The following is a 20,044-nucleotide window of genomic DNA, read 5'->3' on the forward strand; positions in this document are numbered from 1 at the left end:
CTCCGCGATTCGCGGGTTCGTCCCGAATTCGCGCGTCCCGATACCCAAACCCGTGACAGGCGTCACCACAATCGGCTATTCGGACGAACGTCGTGCGGGAGGAGCCGAACCGGCCGAGGAGACCACCGAGCCGAGCACGAAGTCCACCAACTCGCCCGCGTACTCGGCCAGCCGCGCCCCGACCTCGTCGCGGAGGTGTTCCGGTGTGGCCAGCACGTGGTTGAGGCAGCCACCGCAGATCGCGTCCAGCAGCAGGGTCACGCTGGCGTCCTCACGCAACTCTGCCCTGGCGATGCCGCGACGCACGATCGCCCGCGCAGCGAGCACCTGCGACTCCCGCAGCCGCTCCAGGGTGTGCGAAACACCGGGAATGCGGCTGGCTTCCAGCATCAGCCGCACGGTGGCACGGCCGGAGACACCGAAGTAGGACTTCAGCATCTGCTCGGCGAGCCGCACGAGGTCGTGGCGCACCGAACCGGTGTCGATGTCGGAAACACGGCCGACCAGGGCCGCCAGCGCGTCGGAAAGCAACGCCTCCTTGTTGGGCCAGCGCAGGTATATCGACGCCTTGCCGACGCCTGCCCTGCGGGCCACCGCGTCGACGGTGAAGCTGCCCCAGCCGCTCTCGCCGAACACCTCCGCGGCGGCACGGAGCACTCGCCGGTCCACCCCGGGATCACGGGGGCGGCCGAGACCGGAGGTGTCTCCTGCCGGCGCCCGAGGATTACTTGCCATACCCGCAGCTCGCCAAACCCGCCAGACACGTGATCAAGCGCTCGTTGAACGGTCGTCCACACGAGGTTATCGTGTGGCCATTGTTTCAGACGAAATCCGTCTAGAAAAGTCGGTGAGCAATGGCGACTGATCCCAGCACCGGGGACGTCTCGCGGATCACTGTGCTCGGCACGCTGCAGCGCGCGGCGTGGCAGCGCAAGACGCTGCCGCCCGTCGAACGACTGCGTGGCGGCATCTGGTCCGTTCCGGTGCCGATCCCTGACAACCCGCTGCGCTACACGCTCAGCTACCTCGTGCCCAGTGGCGACGGCCTCGTCGTGGTGGACCCGGGGTGGGACTGCGAGGAGGGCTGGCAGGCGCTGCTCGCCGGACTGGAACACGCCGGAGCCTCGGTCGGTGACATCACCGGCATCGTGGCCACCCACGTGCATCCGGACCACCACGGCCTCTCGGCGAGACTGCGCGAGGAGTCCGGGGCGTGGATCGCCATGCACCCGGCCGAGCGAGACACGCTCCCGCAGCGCCTCGCCGCCTCGCAACGCGAACACCGCGACGGCACCGCCGACTGGCTGCGGGTGCTCGGCGCGGCCGAGACCGACATCGCGCAACTGCTGGGCACCCTCGGCTCGGAGTCCGACCCGAGGGGCAAGGCGATGGCCGAACCGGACGTGCTGCTCGACGACGGTGACCTGGTCCCCGTCGAGGGCCGCACACTGCGTGCCGTCTGGACGCCCGGTCACACCCCCGGCCACCTGTGCCTGCAGGAACCGGACGCTCGCGTGCTGCTGACCGGCGACCACGTGCTGCCGCGCATCACACCGAACATCGGCATGCACCCCGCCTCCACCGACGCACCGCTGCGCCGTTTCCTGGAATCGCTGGATCGCACGGCAGGCTACGACGACCACGCCGCACTGCCCGCCCACGAGTACCGGTTCCGGGGCATCGCGGCGCGGGCGCGGCAGCTGCACCTGCACCACGCGCAGCGCTGCGCCGAGATACTGGACGTCGTCGACGGCCTCGGCGAACCGACGCTGTGGCAGGTCGCAGAACAGCTGACCTGGTCGCGACCGTGGGCCGACATCGGGATGATGCGGTTCGGCGCCATCGCGGAAACCACGGCGCACCTGGACTACCTGGTCGGGCTGGGCGACATCGCCTGGCTGCGACCAGATCCCACCACGACCACCACCCTCCGCGTTCGGCGCAGCCGCGCCGAGGACTCGACGCACAGGAGCGCACGATGACCGGCACCGAACTCGACCCGAGCACACCCGTCGTCGTGGGCGTGGGCCAGTTCAGCGAGCGCATCGGCGAGCCCGGCTACCAGGCACTGTCCGCTGTGGACCTCGCCGCGCGGGCGGTACGGTCGGCGCTGCGCGACGCGGGCGCGGACGAGGGCGCGCTAGCCGGTGCGGTCGACACCGTGGCGGGCATCCGGCAGTTCGAGAACTCCAGCCCGGTCGCGAGCGCACCGCTGGGCCGATCGGACAACTACCCGCGCTCCGTCGCCAACCGGGTCGGCGCCTCCCCCGCGAGGGCCGTACTCGAGGTCTCCGGCGGGCAGGGACCGCAACACCTGGTCACCGAACTGGCCGCCACCATCGCGGCGGGCGACAGCGAGGTCGCACTGGCGTTCGGGTCCGAGGCGATCTCCACCGTGCAGCACCTGGCGAGCGCCGACGACAAGCCCGACTTCACCGAGCACGTCGAGGCAAGCCTGGAAGATCGCGGCTTCGGCCTGCAAGGCCTCATCACCCGCGAGCAACTGGACCACGGCTTGGCCGACGTGCCCGCACAGTACGCGCTGTTCGAGAACGCCAGGCGGGCGCGGCTGAAGCTGTCGCGGGAGGACTACGCCACCGCGATGGGCGAGTTGTTCGCCCCCTTCACCAAGGTCGCCGCCACGAACCCGCACGCGGCCGCACCGATCGAGCGCGACGCGCGGGAACTGGCCACGCCGTCGGAGTCCAACCGGCCGGTCGTCGACCCCTACCCGCGATACCTGGTGGCGCGGGAGAAGGTGAACCAGGCCGCGGCCGTGCTGGTGATGTCGGTGCGGGCCGCGGAGCGGCTCGGCGTGCCTCGGGCGAACTGGGTGTTCCTGCACGGGCACGCCGACACGCGCGAGCGCCCGCTGTTCGAGCGCGACGATCTCAGCAGGGCACCCGCCGCCGTGCTGGCCGTGGAACACGCGCTGAGGACCGCTGGCATCACCGTCGCCGACCTGCACTGCATCGACCTGTACAGCTGCTTCCCGATCGCGGTGTTCGCCGTCTGTGACGGGCTGGGACTGGCCACCGACGACCCGCGCGGCCTGACCGTCACGGGTGGACTCCCGTTCTTCGGCGGGCCGGGCAACAACTACTCCATGCACGCCATCGCCGAGACCGTGTCGCGGCTGCGGCAGCGGCCGGGCGGCTACGGCCTCGTCGGGGCCAACGGCGGCATGCTCAGCAAGTACTCCGTCGGCGTGTACTCCACGACGCCGGTCAACTGGCGTGCGGACACCGGCGCCGAGATCCAGGCCGAGATCGACTCCTGGCCCGCTCCCGGCCACGCCCAGCAGGCCGACGGTTGGGCGACCATCGAGACCTACACCGTCAAGTACGGCCGCGACGGCAAGCGCTCCGCGGTGGTGATCGGCAGGTTGGAGTCCGACGGCAGGCGCTTCGTCGCCACCGATCACGGCGGTGACGAGGAGCTGCTCGACCGGCTGTGCACGGGCGAGCCGATCGGCACGCGGGTCTACGCGCGTTCCTTCGGGTTCGGCAACCGTGTCACCACCACGGCCGAGCGGATGGCCGAGCTGTTCCCGCCGAGGCCGAAGGCGCTGCGGCAGCGGTACGAGTTCGTCGAGGTCCGCAGGGACGGGCACGTACTGGAGATCACGATCAACCGGCCGGAGTCCCGCAACAGCCTGCACCCACCGGCCAACCAGGAACTCGACGAGATCTTCGACGCCTACTTCGCCGACGACGGGCTGTGGGTCGCGATCCTCACCGGCGCAGGGGACAAGGCGTTCAGTGCGGGCAACGACCTGATGTACTCCGCCTCCGGCAAGCAACTGTGGGTGCCCAAGAACGGTTTCGCCGGGTTGACCAGCAGGCGACAGCTGCACAAGCCGGTGATCGCGGCGGTGAACGGCTTCGCCATGGGAGGCGGTCTGGAGATCGCGCTGGCCTGCCACCTCGTCGTCGCCGACGAGACCGCGCAGTTCGCGCTCAGCGAGGTGCGCGTCGGCCTCATCGCCGGCGCCGGTGGCCTGATCAGGTTGCCGAGGACCGTGCCGCCCAAGGTGGCGAACGAGATGATCCTCACCGGCAAGCGGATCAGCGCTCAGCAGGCGCAGCAGTGGGGCCTGGTCAACCGGGTCGTGGAGCAGGGTGCCGCGCTGCGGGCGGCGAGGGAGCTCGCCGGGGAGATCCTGGCGGGCTCCCCCACCTCGGTGCGGGCCTCGCTCCAGGTCATGGAGCAGACCCAGGGCATCCCCGACGTCGTCGACGCGGTGACCCACCCGACCGGCGCGCTGGACGACCTGCTCGTCAGCGAGGACACCATCGAAGGCATCACCGCGTTCGCGCAGAAGCGACCTCCGGTGTGGCGCAACCGGTGACCGCTGCCGCGCCTCGACCGACCTGGTAGGTTGCCCCGGCACGTGGCGAAATGTCCGTACCGTGCCCCGTCGGCCGACGAGAGGACCTGGCACACATGGGAAGAACCCCCGCTCGGCGTGCACTGTGGACTTCGCTGGGACTGCTCGGCGCCGCCGTGCCCGCGACCGTGCTGACGGTCGCGCTGTGGCCGTCCTCGCAGCCGCGTGAACCCCAGGCGGGTTCCGGCATGCCCCCGGCCACGCAGTCGGTACTCGACGAGATCCGTGACCTGCGGCTGCGCACCCTCACCCCGGCGGGCACGGCGGAGGCCACCACCGCGGCACCGGCCGCGCGGCCGGTCGAGGACGTGACCGTGGTGCGGACCCAGCAGCCGGTGCGGCCGACCGCGGAGGTGGACGCGGTGGACTCCCGCGCCGAGATGGTGGAGCGCAGGGCGATGGAGTCACACCCGCGGCCGCCGGACTCGCCCGTCATCGCGCCCGCCGTCCAGTCGTCGTTCGACGCGTCGAACGACGATCCGATCGATCTCGGCACGCTCGTTCCGCCCGACGAGCCTGCGTACTCGCCGTCGCAGCAACGCCCCTGAAACGCGAAAAGGCCGCCCTCCCACGGTGGGGAGGGCGGCCCTTTTCGTATGCTCGGCTACAGGTTGCCCGCCTTCAGCGAGTCGATGAAGTCGGGATTGTCCTTGAGCCACTGCTCGACCGACTCGGCGTTCTTCTCGCCCTTGTTCTCGAAGAACATGATCTTCTCGAGCGAGCTGAGCTGCTCGTCGGTCATCTTGAAGTTGCCGATCCACTCGGCGGCCTGCGGGAAGTCCTCGGAGAACCCGGGGCGTGCGAAGGAGTGGATCTCCTCGGGGTCGCCGAGCGCGTTCTTCGGGTCCTTCAGGTCGCGGATCGGGAATGCGTCGTAGGCCCAGTGCGGCCGCCACAGCGTGACCACCACGTTCTCGCCCCTGTCGATGGCACCCTGCAACTCGGCCAGCATGGCCGGGGTGGAGGACTCGACCAGTTTCATGTTGTCGAGGCCGTACTGCGGGATCACCTGCTCCTTGGTGATCTTCGTCAGTCCCGCGCCCGGCTCGATGCCCACGATCTTGCCGCCGAACTGGTCGGCCGCACCGGCCAGTTCGTCCAGCGACTGGATGGGCGCGTCCTCGTTCACCGCGATGGTCAGCGGCGCGTTGTCGTACCAGACCCCGAGGTCCTGCAGGTCCTCGCCGTGCTCCTTCCAGTAGTCCTCGTGGGTGGCGGGCAGCCACGCGTCGAACGACACGTCGAACTGGCCCTGCGCCACGCCCGCGTAGATGGGGCCGGGGTCGGCCTCTTCGTAGCTGACGTTGGCACCTTCCTGCTCCAGGATGTGGCCCCACAGGTAGGAAGCGGCGATGCCTTCCTCCCACCCGTTGAACACGCCGATGGTGATGTCCTGGCCCTGCAGCGAACCTTCGCCGCCCTGGCCCGCCTGCTGGTCTCCGTCGCCGCCGTCACCGCCACCGCAGGCGGCCAGCAGCAGCGCACCGGCGGCGAGCCCGGCGATCAGTCGCGCGGACCTTCCGAACTTGCTCACTCGCATCTCAATCTCTCCTAGGGCATCCGAACCCGGTTACCCGCGTTGTGACTGTTCGCTCGTGACGGCTCACGCGGTCTTCTGCAGACGCGCGACCGCCGACCGCGACCCGAGGGCCGCGGTCACCCTGTCCAGGTAGATCGCGAGGATCACCACGGACAGCCCGGCCTCGACACCGAGACCGACGTCCAATTGGGAAATGGCGGAAAGCACCTGCTGGCCCAGTCCCGGTGCGCCGACGAATCCGGCGAGCACCACCATCGACAGCGACAGCATGATGACCTGGTTGATCCCGGCCATGATGGTCGGCATGGCCAGCGGCAGCTGGATGTTGCGCAGGATGGCTCCCGGCGTGCTGCCGAAGGCGTGCCCGGCCTCGACCACCTCGGAGTCGACCTGCCGGATGCCCAACTCGGTGAGCCGGATACCCGGCGGCATCGCGAATATCACGGTCGCCACCATGCCCGCCTGCGGCCCTACGCCGATCAGCACCACACCGGGAATGAGGTACACCAGCGGCGGCATGGTCTGCATGAGGTCCAGCACCGGCCGCAAGAGGTTGCTCACGACGCGGTACCGGGCGGCGAGGATACCGATGGGGATCGCCAGCACCGCCGCCACGACCACCGTGATGATCACCAGTGCCAGCGTCTGCATCGCGTTGTCCCACTGGTCGATCAACATGATGAACAGCAGCGACAGCGCCCCGCCGATCCCCAACTTCCAGCCACGCGCCAGCCACGCGAGCGCGCCGAGGATGGCGATCATCGCCAAGGCGGGCGGCAGCGTCAGCAGGCTGGACAACTCCTCGAACGACCACACCAGGAAATCGCGGACTCCGCTGAGCACCGGCCGGAAGTTGTCGAGCAGCCAGTCGACGAAGTCGTCCACCCACTCGCCGAGCGGGATGCGCCACTCATCCACGGCTGACCTCCCCCTGCTCGGCGTGGGCGAAGCCGTCCTCGCTCATCGCTGCGAGCAGCGTCTCCCGCCCGACGAGCCCCACCACGCGCTCGGTGTCGTCCACCACCGCCACCGGAAGGGCACTGCTGGCGGCGGCTGCGAACACCTGCACCAACGGTGTGCCCGGCGCGACCGTGGGCTGGCCGGGGTCGGGTGTTCCGCCGTCGGCACGTTCCATGACAGCGCCCGCCGTCAGCACCCGGCTGCGGTCGACGTCCTGCACGAACTGAGCGACGTAGTCATTGGCAGGCGAACGCAGGATCCCCTCCGCGGTGTCGATCTGCACGATCCGGCCCGCGCGCATCATGGCGATCCGGTCGCCCAGCCGCATGGCCTCGTTCAGGTCGTGGGTGATGAACACGATGGTCTTGCCGAGCCGGTGCTGCAGTTCCAGCAACTGATCCTGCATCTCCCTGCGGATGAGCGGGTCCAGTGCGGAGAACGCCTCGTCCATGAGCATGATCTCGGTCTCGGCGGCGAGCGCGCGGGCGAGGCCGACGCGCTGCCGCATGCCACCGGAGAGCTGGTGCGGCAGCCGGTCCTCCCAGCCCTTCAACCCGACCATCTCCAGCGCTTCCCGTGCCTTGTCCGCACGGTCGGGTTTGCTCACCCCGCGCACCTTCAACGGGTACGCGGCGTTTTCCAGTACCGTCCGGTGCGGAAGCAGCGCGAAGTGCTGGAACACCATGCTCATCCGGTCGCGGCGCAACTCTCGCAGCGCGGCGTCGTCGAGCGCGGCCACGTCGTCGTCGCCGACGTGGACGTGCCCCGCCGTGGCGGGAAGCAGCCCGTTCAGCATTCGGATCAACGTGGACTTGCCCGATCCCGACAGTCCCATCACCACGAAGATCTCGCCCGGTTTCACCTCGAACGTCACGTCGATGACGGCAGCGGTGACTCCGAGCGAGGCCACCTCCTCGCTCGTGGCCCCGTCCCGCAGCCGGCGCAGCGCCTCGTCGGCGCGCCGACCGAAGATCTTGTAGAGGCCTTCCGTCCGTATCGCGGCCACAATCACCTTTCACTCGGGTGGGACGAGTACTGACCCATCGCGATCACCGCGCGTGCCCGCCATGTCACGTTCAGCACGACGGCCAGGGCCATTCGGGACCCGTCCTCTCGTCGTTCCTAAGCAACCTACCTGTTTCGGAACGGGCGTTACGACAACGGGCGGACAACGACGACAAACCCACCGGTCAATCGAGACCTGGTCGTAACACTCCGCACTTCACTTGCCGGTAAATACTACTCCATTCGGATCAAAATAATGTACTCCTTCCGGTCGTGTTGATTCGGTACGTCACATCGTCATCGCCGTCACACCAGCAACATCGGGCGAGCCGAACCGGTTCGACGTGCGAGCAGGCGTTGGATTCGGACGGTCCGTCGCCTTTCGTGTCCATTGCGGACAAGGGTTCGAAAGTGGCGGTATCGGCGAGAAAGGCCGCCGCATTCAAGGCGGAAACCAGCCGGAGCACCGAATTTCGAGGACAGTCCACACCGGACTTGGCGGGAACCGAAGGTGCGACACGCTCCGTGTCCGGCCCGCCACCCTTCGCACGACGGCCGGGCGGAGCGGGCGCACTTGACAGACGAACCAGAGTTCGTCAGTCTCGACAGGGAGGGGAGTACCTCCACCAGTGGCTTTCGTCGTCAGCACGATCCGGCCGATCCGGGTCTGGCGCAGGCGGCCCGCGGCGGGCGTCCGCGGGCCGAGGGAGACCTCAGCGCATTCCTCGGCGCGGGCAACCACGTGCGCGCCGACGATCCCGAAGAGGACTCCCAACGTGCGAGCGACCCCACACCAGCCCACCGCCGCGCCATCGGCCCGGCCCACCACCGCGGCGCAGGCTCTGCGAATCCTGCTCGAGGGCAACCGCCGGTTCGTCACCGGCAGGCCACGGCACCCGAACCAGGACGCCGCCCGGCGCCGGCACGGCGTGAACGAGCAACGACCGTTCGCGGTCGTGCTCGGCTGTTCCGACTCCCGGCTGGCGGCGGAAATCATCTTCGACCGTGGCCTCGGTGACCTGTTCGTCGTGCGAACGGTCGGCCACCTGGTGGGCACCGACGTCCTCGCCAGCGTCGAATTCGGTGTCACGGCGCTGCGCACGCCACTTGTCGTGGTTCTCGGCCACGACAACTGCCAAGCCATCGGCGCAGCGATCAGGGCCTACGACACCGGGATGATGCCACCGGGTTTTCTGCGGCACATCGTCGAGCGACTCAGTCCGGAGATCGTCACCGCGCATACGGCAGGTATCACCGAAAGTGACGCCATCGGCATGCGGCACGTGCGCAACACCACCGAACTGCTGCTCGACCGTTCGCGTCCGCTCGCCGACGCGGTCGCCGGGCATCGCAGCGCCGTGGTGGGCCTTACCTACCAGCTCGACAACGGGCGCGTACACGTCGTCGCGCGCCACGGCCTCGACATCGTCTCCGATCAGGAGCGTGGCACGGCGGTCACCACGATGTTGGCCCGGTAGTCGTGAGTCGTCCGGTCGAGCGGGCCGCCGCAGGTGATGAGCGTCAGCCGAGGGGCGCCGCCGCGGTCGAACAGGCGCGGCATGGCGGCCACGCCCTTGTCGACGGTCCTGCGCGCTGCCACCCGGTAGCGCACGGCCGTACCGTCCGCCATGGTGACGACCACCGGCTCGCCCTCGGCGACCTCGGTCAGCACCCCGAACGCACCGCGGCCCTGTTCCCGATCGTTGATGTGGCCGCTGATCACCGCCGAACCGTGGGGATCACCCGGTTTCGGACCGAAGCGGTACCAGCCCGCGACGCGCACGTCCTCAGGCACCCGCATGGTGCCGTCCTCGGCCACGCCCACGGCGACCACCGGTATCCGCACGTCGCGCTCCGGTAGCCGGACCTCACGCACGGCTGCTGTGGCCGGGCGGCTGTTGCCGGGCGGGCCCTGCCGTGGGGCTGTGCCCGCGGCCCCGTGGGCCCGTGGTGAGTTCACCACGGACCCACGGGGCGAGGCGTCGCCGAAAGCCGCCGGTTCGGTCGGGCCGGAGCCGGTGTTCAACCATCCGGTGCCCGCCGTGACGACCATGGCGAGGCCGAGCCACGTTGCCCCGGCGCGCGCGGTGAATCCTCTTGTCACCGCGGTGACCGGCGCAACCGCCCTGCCATGGCACCGCCCGCGAGCACGAGCAGCCCGACGGCGCCCAGCGCGGCCCACGGTGCGCCGGAGGCGGGGGTGCCTGAGCCGGCGGGCACACCGGACGGCGCGCTGTGCAGCCCGCTGATGGTGAACGACACCAGTGAGAGGTTGCCCTCCGACGCCGATCCGATGGCGTGCACGAACGTGGCCGTGCCCTCGGACAGGTTCAGGTTCGCGGGTCCGAGCACCACCTGGTCGGTGCCCGCGAGCGTGACATCGGCCGACACGGTGCCCGAAGGCACCTCCAGCGCGCGCTGGTTGGGGTTGGTCAGGCCGGTGACGACCGGTTGACCGCCCGCGCGCACGTCGACCGCGGGGGCGGCCGCGGTGTGTCGGACCACGAGCCGGGCCTCGCCCGCGGGGACCGGCGCGACGTCGTTGGCGAAGGGGGTGATCGTCGGCTCGCCGTCGACGGTCAGGTGTGCCACGAGGCTGAGGTTGGCGCCCGCCTGCACGTCCGCGTCCGCCCGCAGCAGTGGCGTACCCGAGTTGTCGGGCGTGTTCGCGGCATACAGTGTCACCTCGTGCGGCCCTGGGGGCAGCTGGACAGGCCCCTGCACGGTGCCCGGCTGGAAGTCGTCGATGGCGCGCTGCCCGTCGACGTAGACGTCGACGGGCGTGTCCGGGATGCCGTGCACGACATAAGCTGTGCCTGCGGTCTGCGCGGCGGCCGCGGCGGGCGCCAGTGCGAGCGCGCAACTCGCGCCGCACAACACCGCCGCGATGGTTTTCCACCTCATGGCCTGGCTCCTCTCTGGATTCGACCGGGTCGGTGCCGCACCGGTCCCGCATCGACGTCACCGGTGGTTCTGCGGCGTGGCCCGTGATCGGGTTCGTGATCTCGTCGGAAGGCGTTGTCGCCATCCGCTCTCCACGGGCTGTAGACCGTCCGCGGACGTCTACTGCGCGAACCCACCGACCGTGCGACGCCCGGACGGGCAATGCGGCGAAGGCGGCCCTGCCTGCGGGGCCGGTGGAATGCGGCCCTGGCCGGCCGTTGCGGCGCTCAGTGCCCGGCGAACCGCTCGGCCAGGGCGTGAAGCGCCTTCGCCGCGCCAGGCCCGGTCATCGGCGTGCCGTGCCCGCAGGCGAGCACGCTCGGCTCCAGGTCGGCCAGCCTGGCGACCGACTCGCGAGCGAGCCGACCATCCCAGGTGGTGTACCACGGCGGCCCGGAGATCCCCTCCCTGCCCAGTAGCAGCCCGGCAGGCGAGTTGACCCGCAGGGTCACCACCGCGTCGCCGGTGACGAGCACGCCGTCGCCCGGCCGGAAGTACGACACATGGCCACGCGTGTGCCCTGGCGTCGGCACGCACTCCCAACCCGGCAGGCAGGGCACGTCCGCGCCGTGCCGGAAGGCACGCAGCCCGCAGTCCAGCCTCGAGCGGGCGAGCACCGCCTCGCGCCTTCTGCTGCCCAGTGCGCGCAGCATCGGCAGCACCACCCAGCGGTCGAGTGGTCCCGCGTCGCAGACCATCGCGGTGAAGTCACCGATGGCGATCGGCACCTCGTCGGCATGCAGGTGGACCGGGCAGTCCCAGTCGCGGGCGAGCCGCTGCGCCGCGCCCGAGTGATCGGGGTGGCAGTGGGTGAGCAGGATCGCCTCCGGGCGGGTGCCCGCGCCGAGCAACGCGGCCGCGGCGCGCTCGATCCGGTCGGCGTCGCCCGGCCAGCCGGTGTCGACGAGTGTCCAGGATGTACCCGCGCGCACGAAGAAGACGTTGGTCCCCGTCCTGCCCGACGGACCGAGGCAGTAGACCTCCGGCGCGATCGGCCACGGCACCTGGGCCGGGCCGCCGCTCGTGCGTCGCAGGCGTCCCACAGTGCAATGCAACACCGAAACGCCCGCCGCGGCAGCGCGAAGCGAGACCCACCTTCTCAACCAAGCACTTGCTTCGTAGGTGGGGCGCGCGGCACCATGATCGTGTGGCGTTGTCGCGAGGAGAACTGACACGACGGGAAGCCAGAGCCGGCAATCCGCCGAAGGTGTGCATCATCGGCGCGGGAGTCTCCGGGTTCACCACCGCGAAACGGCTGGCCGACCACGGGATCGACTACGACTGCTTCGAGATGTCCGACGACATCGGCGGCAACTGGTACTACCGAAACCCCAACGGGCGCTCGGCCTGCTACAGCAGCCTGCACATCGACACCTCGAAGTGGCGGATGGCGTTCGAGGACTTCCCGGTACCGGCCGACTGGCCGGACTTCCCGCATCACTCGCAGGTGTTGCGGTACTTCCACGACTACGTCGATCACTTCGGGCTTCGCGACAGCATCACCTTCGACACCGAGGTCGAGCACGCGAGCCGCACCGACGACGGCCGCTGGGCCGTGCGGATCTCCGGCGGCCCGCAGCGCACCTACGACGCGCTCGTGGTCGCCAACGGGCACCACTGGAAGCCGAGGCTGCCGCACTACCCCGGCACTTTCGACGGCGAACTCATCCACAGCCACAGCTACCGCCATCCCGGTGAGCCGGTCGACATGTACGGCAGGCGGATCGTCGTGGTGGGGCTGGGCAACTCCGGGCTGGACATCGCCTCCGAGTTGTCGCAGCGGTTCATCGCCGAACGGCTGTGGGTCTCGGCCAGGCGCGGGGTCTGGGTGCTGTCGAAGTACCGCAAGGGCGTGCCCGCCGACAAGATGTCCAGGCCACCCTGGCTGCCGAGGAAGGCAGGCCTCGCGATGGCTCGGCGCATGATCAAGAAGACGCTGGGGCCGATGGAGAACTACGGCCTGCCCGCGCCCGACCACGAACCCCTGTCGGCGCACCCGTCGGTGAGCGGCGAGTTCCTCACGCGCGTCGGCTCCGGCGATATCGGCGTCAAACCCGCCATCTCGGCGCTGGAGGGCAGCCGGGTGCGGTTCGCCGACGGCAGTGTCGAGGACGTCGACGTGATCGTGTGCGCAACCGGGTACGAGATGAGCTTCCCGTTCTTCGACGACCCGGCGCTGCTGCCCGACGAGCGGCACCGGCTGCGGCTGTTCAAGCGGATGATCAAGCCGGGCATCCCGAATCTGTTCTACATGGGCCTGGCACAGCCGAATCCGACCCTGGTCAACTTCGCCGAGCAGCAGAGCAAACTGGTCGCGGCGCTGTTGAAAGGCTGGTACGCGCTGCCCTCGGAGGAGGAGATGGCGGCCGTCATCGAACGCGACGAACGCGACCACCTCGGGCACTTCTACGACTCCCCCCGCCACACCATCCAGGTGGACTTCAATCGCTACGTCGCCGACCTGCGCAGGGAACTGCTGCGCGGGGCCAGGAGGGCGGCGGCATGACCGCTGTCGTGGCAGGGCACTGCGAGGACCGGTTCTCCTCGCTGCGGACGTTGCTCGAGCGTTCCCTCGACTCGGGGGCCGACGTCGGCGCGTCGGTGTGCGTGTCCGTGGCCGGTGAGGTGGTGGTGGACCTGCACGGCGGGCGGATGGGCGAGCACGACCACCGGCCGTGGTCAGCCGAGACGATCGTCAACGTGTACTCGGTGACCAAGCCGATGACGGCACTGGCCGTGCTGCTGCTGGTCGACCGTGGCGAGCTGGAACTCGACGCACCGGTGTCGCGCTACTGGCCGCAGTTCGCCGCGGCGGGCAAGGACGGTGTCGAGGTCGGCCACCTGCTGTCCCACACCTCGGGTGTGTCCGGTTGGGCCGAACCGATCACCCTTGAACAGCTGTACGACACCGAACAGGCGGCGCAACGGCTGGCGGGCCAGCCACCGTGGTGGCCGCCAGGCACGCGCTCGGGTTACCACGCGCTGAGCTACGGGCATCTGCTCGCGGAACTGGTCCGGCGCGTGACGGGGACCTCGCTCGGCCGGTTCTTCGCCGCCGAACTGGCGGCACCGCTGGGCGCCGACTTCCACATCGGGACACCTGCCGAGCACGCCGACCGCGTCGCCGCACTGGTGCCGCCACCGGCGATGCCGTCGCAGGGCACGGCGTGGGACCCCGACAGTATCGCGGCAAGGACACTGACCAACCCGGTGGTGCCCGTGTCGGCGACGAGCACGCCCGGCTGGCGGGGTGCGGAGATCGGCGCCGCGGGTGGCCACGGCAACGCACGCTCGGTCGCGCGGCTGCATGCGCTGTTCTCCGGCCGTGGCGAGTCGGCGGGCGTGCGCCTGCTGTCCGAGCCGACGGTGCGGGCGGCACTGCGGCCACGTAGTCGGGGAACCGACCTGGTGCTGGGTGCGTCCCTGCGGTTCGGTGCGGGCCTCGCGGTGGGCCCTGCGGCCGCCGTACCCGCCGTGCCGGACGGCGAGGTGTGCTGGTGGGCGGGTTTCGGCGGCTCGCTGGTGGTCAGTGATCTCGACCGCGAGCTGACTCTGGCCTACGTGCCCAACGCGATGGAGCCGGGTCTGCTCAACCCCTCGCGTGGCAACGCGTTGCTGGCGGCCACCTACACCGCGCTCGGTGAGCCTTCGGGTTCCGCGACCGGCTGAGGCGGCGCCTGCCCTCCCCCGGCGCCTGCCGTCAGCGGCCGAGGGCCGTGCGCGCTCGGCGCGCCTGGACGTCGCGGCGCAGCTCGGCGGCGATGGTTCGTAGCGTGTCCGTGCGGCCACGGACCCGCCGCAACGCGGCCGTGGCGAGCCGGAGGTTGCGGCGCAGCGTGAACACCTCGCCGGGGCGGCGGGTGCGGGCGAAGACGTCCAGGGCGTGCCGGGCGAACTTCTCGTCGGCCGCGGCCGCGCGGTAGAACTCGACCTCCAGCGGCGACATCACCTCGGCGCGGGCGAGTCCGTTGGTCCACTGGTAGACCTCGAGGCATTCCCGTTCGCGCCGCCGTTCCCACCGCAGCAGCGACCGGTCCAGCTCTGCCGGGTCGTGCAGCGCAGCGGCCACGGCTTCGCCGAGCAGCCTGCCGTATCGCAGCGCGTCGCGGATTCCCTGCGCGGTCACGGGGTCCTTGAAGTGCCCGGAATCGCCGGGCAGCGCCCACCCTGCGCCGCTGGAGCGGCGGAAGTAGGACGTCGTGTCCCGTGTGGACCGCACCTTCGTGGCTTGCGCGCAGTGGCGCAGCCGGTGCCGCAGGCCGGGCAGCCGGTCGAGGGCCTCGGCGTAGGCGGCGGCCGGTTTGCCGTCGCGTAGCCGCTCGACCGGAGGCATCACCAGCACCATCACCAGGCCGTCGTCGCAGGGGAACGCCGTCCCCAGGTCCGACCCCGCCCGCCATTGGGCCGCGACCGACCGCTGATCGGAGTCCGGGTCGTGCCAGTACGCGAACAGGCACGCCCGCTGGTTCGGGTTGCTGCGGTAGGGCCGCTCGGCCCCGACCGCGCGGGCGACCGTGGAGCGCCGACCGTCGGCGCCGACCACCAGTGGCGCGCGCAGTTCGCGCTCCCTGCCGCCGCGGTCGCGGGTGCGCACCCCCGCGACCCGGCCCCGGTCCCACAGCAGGTCGGTGACCTTCGTGGCCTCCCGTACCTGCGCACCGGCTTCCCGCGCGGTGTCGGTCAGCGCGGCGTCGAGCCCGGTGCGGCGCACGCACAGCCCGTGGTCGATGCCGTCGACCGGGGTGTAGCGTGCCCGCACCGTGATCCCCGCCCCGGTCATCTCCGCGACCGTCAGCCGCGGTGGGCCCAGCGCGTGCACCCGCGGCAGCGCACCGATCGCCGCGAGTTCGGCCACGCCGCCCGCGAACAGCAGGTGCGTGGACAGCGTGTCGGAGGGGAAGGTCGCGCTGTCCACGGCCACCACCCGCCTGCCCGCGCGGGCCAGTGCGACGGCGGCGGCCGAACCGGCGCACCGCGCGCCGACCACGACCGCGTCGACGTACTCGGTCACGGGCGGTCGAAGGCGTTGGGCAGCCCGGCCGCGAACAGTTGGGCGTCGGCCTGCTTGAACGGTTCGAACTCCGGCGGCCGGTACAGCTGGTACATCGGTGCCCGTTCGGCGTTGGAACCGGCCGCGTCGAGCAGGCCGTTGACCGCGGCGCGGGCGGACTCGTTGGCACTCTCCATCGTGGCAAGGTCGACGTTGGTGCGCACGTAGTCACCCGCCAGGAACAGGTTCGGGATCGCGGTGACGGCATTCGGTCGGCTGCTCCACGAGTCGACCGTGTTGACCAGCAGCGGTGTGTCGTTGGTGTTGCGACCGGCCTCGGGCCGCCAGCGGATGCCCGGGTCGAGGAACCAGGAGTGCTGCAGCTCGTCGGCAAGCACCGTCTCGCCCTCGTCGTTGAGGTGTTCCTGCAACTGCGCCCACACCTCCCTGGCGATCTGGTCCGGGGTGCATTCCTTGGCGGGCTTGCCGAACAGGATGCCGGGCGTGTCCCAGTCCGAGACGTCCACCGAAAGGCAGTCGGCGACGTTGCCGTCGCCGTAGTCGGCCCGGAAGTCGCGGCCGGCCCAGAACTGGCCCTGGGTCAGCGCGGTCAACGCCCATGGCGAGTCCACGAAAGTGATGTGCCCGTGCGTGATCGACACCGGTTCGCGCAGGTAGTACTGGATTCCGGTCATCCAGTCGACGAACAGCCGCCGCAGCTGGGCCAGGCTCGGGTCCAGCGCCAGTAGCTGCGGCGTCAACAGCTCGCAGGCACGCTCTACCGGCATGGCGCACACGAACCAGTCGGCCTGTACCGTCGTGGCGGTTCCGGTCCGGTCCCGTAGCCGGGCCGCGTTGATCAGGCCTCCGCCCGTCTGCAGCGCCTCCACCCGCTGCCCCAGGTGAAAACGCACGCCGAGGCCACGCAGGTACCGCACCCACGGATCGATCCACGCCTCGTTGGTCGGGGCGTTCAGCACGCGGTCGGGAGCACCGTCGTTGCCCCTGCCCATGATGTTCATCAGGAACGCCTCGGCCATGTTGCCGATGGTGCGGGTGCTCGCGACCTCCTCCTTCGCCGCGACCAGCGACCGGGTCAGCCCCCGCGCGACGACCGTGCGGTACTCCTGCGAGTACTGCTCCGCGCGCACGTAGTCCCACCACGCCGTCTGCTCCCACTGCCCGAACCGGCGCTCGTCGCAGCTGGTCAGGAACACGATGAGGCGGTTGACGAAGAACTCGGCCTCCCACGGCCTGACGCCCTGCTGCTTGAGGATCTCCTCGACGAGGATGCGCCGCAGCCCGTCCGGGGTCAGCGCCTGCCTGGGATCGGGCAGCATGCCGAACAACGTGGCGTCCGGCCTGCCGCCGGTGCGCTCGGACTTGGAGTCGGTGGCGTCGACCAGGTTGTCCCATACCCCGTTGGCGTTGCCCGGCACCGGGATGCGCCGCATGCTGTCGGGCACGTGATGGTAGAAGCCGGGAAAGAAGCGGAACCCGTGCTCCCCAGGCAGGTCCAGCCTGCCGTCCTCGGCGGTGCCGGGCACTCCCATGCTGCGAGCCTTGCCGCCCAACGCGGTGGGTTCGTAAACGCTCACCGTGTAGCCGCGCTCCACCAACTCGTGCGCGGCGGCCAGCCCGGCCATTCCGCCACCCAGCACCGCGACCCGCCTGCCCGGCGGCGACGTCACCGCCCAGCCGGCAGGCGCGAACACGCCGGTCGCCGCGGCGGCGAGGGCCGCACCGTGCACGAAACGCCGTCGAGAGATTCCGCTGCTCATCGAGGCCGACTCCTTTGTCAACCGGACCAGACCAGTACCGACATATAGCTACCAACACATGTGTCGGTAAGTCAAGAAGAGCCTGAGTCACCAGAAGCAAGGCAGTGCAACCGAGGATGCCTTGATAACCTTCACCTATGTCGGTCCAGCCTCGACTCAAGGCACCCGCGCGCAGGGCGAACATCGTCGCCGCCGCGCTCGACGCGTTCGCCTCGGGCGGGTACGGCGCCACCGGTATGGGCGATATCGCCCGGCTGTCCGGGGTCACTCGCGCGGTGCTCTACGACCATTTCGCCTCGAAGAAGGCACTGTTCCTCGCGGTGTTGGAGGAGCAGCGAGCCACGTTCCTCGGCTTCATCGCCGCGCGAATCACGGGTGAGGGCAGCAAGTCCGAACGCATGCTGGCGACGACCGACGCGGTGTTCCGCTTCGCCGAGCGCTACCCGAACGCCTGGCGCATGCTCTTCGTCAACGCCACGCACGGCGACCCCGACATCGACGCGGCATGGAACGACGTCGCGGTGTCCCTCAACCACGCCGTGACCCGGCTGCTGGCCGACGACCTGCGCGCCGGCGACATCGATCCGGACGGCCGGCGGGCGGCGCTGCTGGTCGAGATGCTGATCGGAGCCCTCACCCGGGCCGTCGAGTGGCGCCGAAAGCACGGCGGGCTGACCCGCGCCGAGGCCGTCGACACCGCGATGGACCTGTTGTGGAGCGGCCTCGCCGCGACGGCGTCGTACCGAACCGAACCCGAGGCGACGGCAGACCCGCGCCCCGGCAACGGATCCTGAAGAGTCGCCGGAAGACCTTCGGCGGCCACCGCTACGGGGCTACGGGGCTACGGGTGCTACGGGTGCTACGGGTGCTACGGGTGCTACGGGTGCTACGGGAACGGGTACTGCGCCACCAGCACGCCGGGAGCCGACAGTCGCCATGCCTCGTACACCAGTTCGGTCAGCTCGTCGGACTCGATCCCGTCCAAGTGCACCACCACCCAGCCGAACCCGCCCGCCGTGAACTGGGGCTGGAACACCTCCGGCCGTTCGGACACCAGCGCGACCTGCTCCGACAGCGGCTGTTTCAACCCCACCGTCTCGGTCCTCGGCCAGTGGTAGCCGAACCGTTTGCCACGCACGTCGAACGCCGTGTAGTCGGGCAACTCGGTGCGCTCGACCTCCGCCAGACCTGCCACGATCCGAAGCCACTGCGTGCTGGACACTCCCATGCCCACCATTGTCCGGCCACCACCGACATCGCGACGCCGGTCAGTCGAGCGAGCCCAGTTCCTCCCGCAACAGCGCCGCGGCGCCCGCCAAGGCACGCAGCTTGCCCTCCGCGGCGGGCCGGGGCAGGTACTTCATGCCGCAGTCCGGGGCGAGCACGAGTTGCCGCGGCGAATGCCGGTCGAAGGCCCTGCGGGCGCGATCGGCCACCACCTCGACGGTTTCCACCGCGGGGGTGGACAGGTCAAGCACCCCGAGGATGACCGTCTTGTCGGAGAGGTCGGCGAGCACGCCGAGGTCCAGGTTGGACTGTGCGGTCTCGATGGAGATCTGATCCACCGGGCAGCCCGCCAGCTCGGGCAGGAACGAGTAGCCCTCCGGTCGCTCGTGGATGATCGCCGCGTAGCCGAAACACAGGTGCACTGCGGTGGTGCCGGTGATTCCCGCGAGCGCGGCGTCGAGCGCGGCCAGCCCGTAATCCCGGGCGGCGGCCGGCCGCGCCTGCAGGTACGGCTCGTCGAGTTGCACCACGTCGGCGCCCGCCTCGAACAGATCCGCCACCTCGGCGTTGACCGCCTCCGCGTAGGCCATCGCGGCCGAGGCGTCGTCGGGGTAGTAGTCGTTTTGCGCCTGCTGCGACATCGTGAACGGGCCGGGAACGGTCATCTTGATCGACCGGTCGGTGTGCGCACGAAGGAAGCGCAGGTCTGCCACCTGCACCGGGCGCGTGCGGCGGATCGGTCCGACGATGCGCGGAACCGGGTTCGGATGGCCGCTGCGGTCCAGCGCCGTGCCGGGATTGTCGACGTCGACGCCCTCCAGCGCGGTGGCGAAGTGGTTGGAGTAGCTTTCCCTGCGGATCTCGCCGTCGGTGACGATGTCGAGCCCGGCCTCCTCCTGCGCCCGCACGGCCACCACCGTGGCGTCGTCCTGGGCCTCGGCGAGGAACTCCGCAGCGACCCGCCACAGCTCCCTCGCTCGCACTCTCGGCGGGAAGCGGTCCGCGAGCCGGGCCCGGTCGATCAGCCAGTCCGGCTGCGCGTAGCTGCCCACCAGCGAGGTCGGCAGCAACGGCAACGGTGTCGGCACGGTCATGAGCACTCCTCGCTGAGGCTTCCCGCCGGACTGCCATTTTTGCGGACACTTGTCCGGCATGCGGTCGCGCCCAGTCTGGCCGGGCCGTGGCGCACCGTCAAGCACACCGGCACC

At 70.2% G+C, this 20,044-nt stretch carries 18 protein-coding genes; 7 read left to right on the forward strand and 11 right to left on the reverse strand.

Annotation, left to right across the window (positions count from 1 at the left end; genetic code table 11):
* Positions 1-75: 75 nt before the first annotated feature.
* Positions 76-735, reverse strand: a complete 660-nt coding sequence (locus SACMADRAFT_RS14865) for a TetR/AcrR family transcriptional regulator (protein ID WP_009154654.1) — start codon at positions 733-735, stop codon at positions 76-78.
* 119 nt (positions 736-854) lie between these two features.
* On the opposite strand from SACMADRAFT_RS14865, the gene SACMADRAFT_RS14870 reads away from it, so the two are divergent.
* From SACMADRAFT_RS14870 to SACMADRAFT_RS28585, 3 genes are all read left to right on the forward strand, one after another.
* Positions 855-1,982, forward strand: coding sequence for an MBL fold metallo-hydrolase (locus SACMADRAFT_RS14870; protein ID WP_009154655.1), 1,128 nt, complete (start codon positions 855-857; stop codon positions 1,980-1,982).
* Positions 1,979-4,351: an acetyl-CoA acetyltransferase gene (locus SACMADRAFT_RS14875; protein ID WP_009154656.1), complete on the forward strand. Its 2,373-nt coding sequence runs from the start codon at positions 1,979-1,981 to the stop codon at positions 4,349-4,351. Before SACMADRAFT_RS14870 ends, SACMADRAFT_RS14875 begins: the two co-directional genes overlap by 4 nt.
* A gap of 95 nt (positions 4,352-4,446) precedes the next feature.
* Positions 4,447-4,938: a hypothetical protein gene (locus SACMADRAFT_RS28585; protein WP_009154657.1), complete on the forward strand. Its 492-nt coding sequence runs from the start codon at positions 4,447-4,449 to the stop codon at positions 4,936-4,938.
* Between the two features lie 56 nt (positions 4,939-4,994).
* Here SACMADRAFT_RS28585 and SACMADRAFT_RS14885 read toward each other — a convergent pair whose 3' ends face one another.
* The 3 genes from SACMADRAFT_RS14885 to SACMADRAFT_RS14895 all read right to left on the reverse strand — a co-directional run bounded on the left by SACMADRAFT_RS14885 (position 4,995) and on the right by SACMADRAFT_RS14895 (position 7,902).
* Positions 4,995-5,930, reverse strand: a complete 936-nt coding sequence (locus tag SACMADRAFT_RS14885; RefSeq protein ID WP_009154658.1) for a glycine betaine ABC transporter substrate-binding protein — start codon at positions 5,928-5,930, stop codon at positions 4,995-4,997.
* Between the two features lie 63 nt (positions 5,931-5,993).
* Complete coding sequence (locus tag SACMADRAFT_RS14890; protein ID WP_009154659.1) at positions 5,994-6,848, reverse strand: ABC transporter permease; 855 nt, start codon at positions 6,846-6,848, stop codon at positions 5,994-5,996.
* Positions 6,841-7,902 carry a quaternary amine ABC transporter ATP-binding protein gene (locus SACMADRAFT_RS14895; RefSeq protein WP_009154660.1) on the reverse strand — a complete coding sequence of 354 codons (1,062 nt, stop codon included), beginning with the start codon at positions 7,900-7,902 and terminating at the stop codon, positions 6,841-6,843. Before SACMADRAFT_RS14895 ends, SACMADRAFT_RS14890 begins: the two co-directional genes overlap by 8 nt.
* Before the next feature lie 622 nt (positions 7,903-8,524).
* Between SACMADRAFT_RS14895 and SACMADRAFT_RS14900 the strand changes: the two genes are divergently transcribed.
* Entirely contained in the window at positions 8,525-9,373 is an 849-nt protein-coding gene (locus tag SACMADRAFT_RS14900) for a carbonic anhydrase (protein WP_232285407.1), read from the forward strand.
* Here the strand turns inward: SACMADRAFT_RS14900 and SACMADRAFT_RS14905 are convergent.
* From SACMADRAFT_RS14905 to SACMADRAFT_RS14915, 3 genes are all read right to left on the reverse strand, one after another.
* The gene (locus SACMADRAFT_RS14905) at positions 9,331-9,999 is read right to left on the reverse strand and encodes a class F sortase (RefSeq protein WP_009154663.1); all 669 of its coding nucleotides are present in this window, start codon (positions 9,997-9,999) and stop codon (positions 9,331-9,333) included. The genes SACMADRAFT_RS14900 and SACMADRAFT_RS14905 overlap by 43 nt on opposite strands.
* Positions 9,996-10,799 carry a DUF4397 domain-containing protein gene (locus SACMADRAFT_RS14910; protein ID WP_009154664.1) on the reverse strand — a complete coding sequence of 268 codons (804 nt, stop codon included), beginning with the start codon at positions 10,797-10,799 and terminating at the stop codon, positions 9,996-9,998. The genes SACMADRAFT_RS14905 and SACMADRAFT_RS14910 overlap by 4 nt, the downstream gene beginning before the upstream one ends.
* Before the next feature lie 266 nt (positions 10,800-11,065).
* Complete coding sequence (locus SACMADRAFT_RS14915) at positions 11,066-11,881, reverse strand: MBL fold metallo-hydrolase (RefSeq protein ID WP_232285408.1); 816 nt, start codon at positions 11,879-11,881, stop codon at positions 11,066-11,068.
* Between the two features lie 104 nt (positions 11,882-11,985).
* On the opposite strand from SACMADRAFT_RS14915, the gene SACMADRAFT_RS14920 reads away from it, so the two are divergent.
* Both SACMADRAFT_RS14920 and SACMADRAFT_RS14925 read left to right on the forward strand, forming a co-directional pair.
* Positions 11,986-13,344, forward strand: a complete 1,359-nt coding sequence (locus tag SACMADRAFT_RS14920; protein WP_232285409.1) for a flavin-containing monooxygenase — start codon at positions 11,986-11,988, stop codon at positions 13,342-13,344.
* Positions 13,341-14,507, forward strand: a complete 1,167-nt coding sequence (locus SACMADRAFT_RS14925) for an EstA family serine hydrolase (protein ID WP_009154667.1) — start codon at positions 13,341-13,343, stop codon at positions 14,505-14,507. Before SACMADRAFT_RS14920 ends, SACMADRAFT_RS14925 begins: the two co-directional genes overlap by 4 nt.
* Before the next feature lie 31 nt (positions 14,508-14,538).
* On the opposite strand, the gene SACMADRAFT_RS14930 is transcribed toward SACMADRAFT_RS14925, so the two are convergent.
* Both SACMADRAFT_RS14930 and SACMADRAFT_RS14935 read right to left on the reverse strand, forming a co-directional pair.
* Entirely contained in the window at positions 14,539-15,849 is a 1,311-nt protein-coding gene (locus tag SACMADRAFT_RS14930; RefSeq protein WP_009154668.1) for an NAD(P)/FAD-dependent oxidoreductase, read from the reverse strand.
* Positions 15,846-17,609: a hydroxysqualene dehydroxylase gene (locus SACMADRAFT_RS14935; RefSeq protein WP_009154669.1), complete on the reverse strand. Its 1,764-nt coding sequence runs from the start codon at positions 17,607-17,609 to the stop codon at positions 15,846-15,848. The genes SACMADRAFT_RS14930 and SACMADRAFT_RS14935 overlap by 4 nt, the downstream gene beginning before the upstream one ends.
* Positions 17,610-17,746: 137 nt before the next feature.
* Here SACMADRAFT_RS14935 and SACMADRAFT_RS14940 point away from each other — a divergent pair, with 137 nt between their 5' ends.
* Positions 17,747-18,403, forward strand: coding sequence for a TetR/AcrR family transcriptional regulator (locus SACMADRAFT_RS14940; RefSeq protein WP_009154670.1), 657 nt, complete (start codon positions 17,747-17,749; stop codon positions 18,401-18,403).
* Positions 18,404-18,495: 92 nt separating this feature from the next.
* On the opposite strand, the gene SACMADRAFT_RS14945 is transcribed toward SACMADRAFT_RS14940, so the two are convergent.
* Positions 18,496-18,837, reverse strand: a complete 342-nt coding sequence (locus SACMADRAFT_RS14945; RefSeq protein WP_040926453.1) for an MmcQ/YjbR family DNA-binding protein — start codon at positions 18,835-18,837, stop codon at positions 18,496-18,498.
* A 40-nt stretch (positions 18,838-18,877) separates the two neighbouring features.
* Complete coding sequence (locus SACMADRAFT_RS14950) at positions 18,878-19,930, reverse strand: uroporphyrinogen decarboxylase family protein (protein WP_009154672.1); 1,053 nt, start codon at positions 19,928-19,930, stop codon at positions 18,878-18,880.
* Positions 19,931-20,044 lie beyond the last annotated feature (114 nt).

Source organism: Saccharomonospora marina XMU15 (genome assembly GCF_000244955.1).
GTDB lineage: Bacteria > Actinomycetota > Actinomycetes > Mycobacteriales > Pseudonocardiaceae > Saccharomonospora_A > Saccharomonospora_A marina.